The sequence below is a fragment of the Streptomyces sp. ADI95-17 genome (assembly GCF_003846175.1).
GTDB classification, from domain to species: Bacteria; Actinomycetota; Actinomycetes; order Streptomycetales; family Streptomycetaceae; genus Streptomyces; species Streptomyces sanglieri.
Map to the genome: position 1 here is coordinate 115,946 of NZ_ML123044.1, position 1,036 is coordinate 116,981.

Below are 1,036 nucleotides of genomic sequence, written 5' to 3' on the forward strand. Positions count from 1 at the left end.
CGCTGCTTCCTCGCCGCCTTCCTGCCGTCCCCGTCCGGAGCCTGCTCATCCACGGGCGTGTCCGGATCCGGCGCCCCTCCCACCGGACCGGCCGCCGGACCGGCCGCGGAATCGGCCGCCGGTTCGACGGCAGGATCAGCGGACCGGTCGGGCCCCTTCGCGGGGTCTCCCTGTCCAGGTCGTGCACCGGCAGCCACGTCACTCACATCCAGTCCTCACTATGTGCCCCCGCCTTCTCCAGGACCCCGTCCGTTCAAAGGCCCACTGCCCCTGAACAACGAGCGGGAGTTCCTGAGGCCCGTGAAGAACAACCGGCGAGCGTCCCGCATTTATTCGATCTTGCCGTTTCCTCGGTCACAACGCCATCGCCCCGCCACGACACCATCGCCCCGCCCCACCGAACCGGTGCGGCCCGATGGACCATGACGGGGCGTCAGTCACTTCCGCCGCTCGGAGGAGAGCCGGACCCGCCTGCGCCAGAGCACGATCGGCACGGCCCCGGCGAGACCGAGCGCACCGGGCGCCGCGGCCATCGCGGCACCCAGGCCCGGCTGGTCGAAGGTCTTCGGGATCGGCAGCGTCGCCCAGCGGTTGATCGGCCACGCCACGACGAAGGCCCGGCCGACGACCTCGTCGTTGGAGACCGTGCCGTTGCCCGGCAGTTCCTGGTGGTAGCGGGAGTCGCGGGAGTCCTGGCGGTGGTCGCCCATCACCCAGATCCGGCCCTCGGGCACCTTGATCGGGCCGAACGGCTCGTCGTTGCACGCGGTGTTGCCGGGGAAGATGAACGACTGCTCGTCCAGGGCCGTGCCGTTGACCACGACGGGGCCGTTCTCCCTGCACTCCACCGTGTCGCCACCGATGGCGATGACCCGCTTGATCAGGTCCTTCTCCTCGGCGGACGGCATCAGTCCGATGAAGCTGAGGAACTTCTGGACCACATTCGGGTGGACGTCCTCGGTGTCGTCCAGCCAGCCGCCCGGGTCGTGGAAGACGACGACCTCGCCGCGCTCGGGCTCCGCGCCGAACCAGGGGG

1 protein-coding gene is annotated in these 1,036 nt (G+C 70.2%); it reads right to left on the bottom strand.

Annotated elements, in window-relative coordinates; all coding sequences use genetic code 11:
- Positions 1 to 437 precede the first annotated feature (437 nt).
- On the bottom strand, positions 438 to 1,036 hold a 599-nt coding region (lepB, locus tag EES42_RS00495), incomplete at its 5' end, for a signal peptidase I (protein ID WP_241196183.1).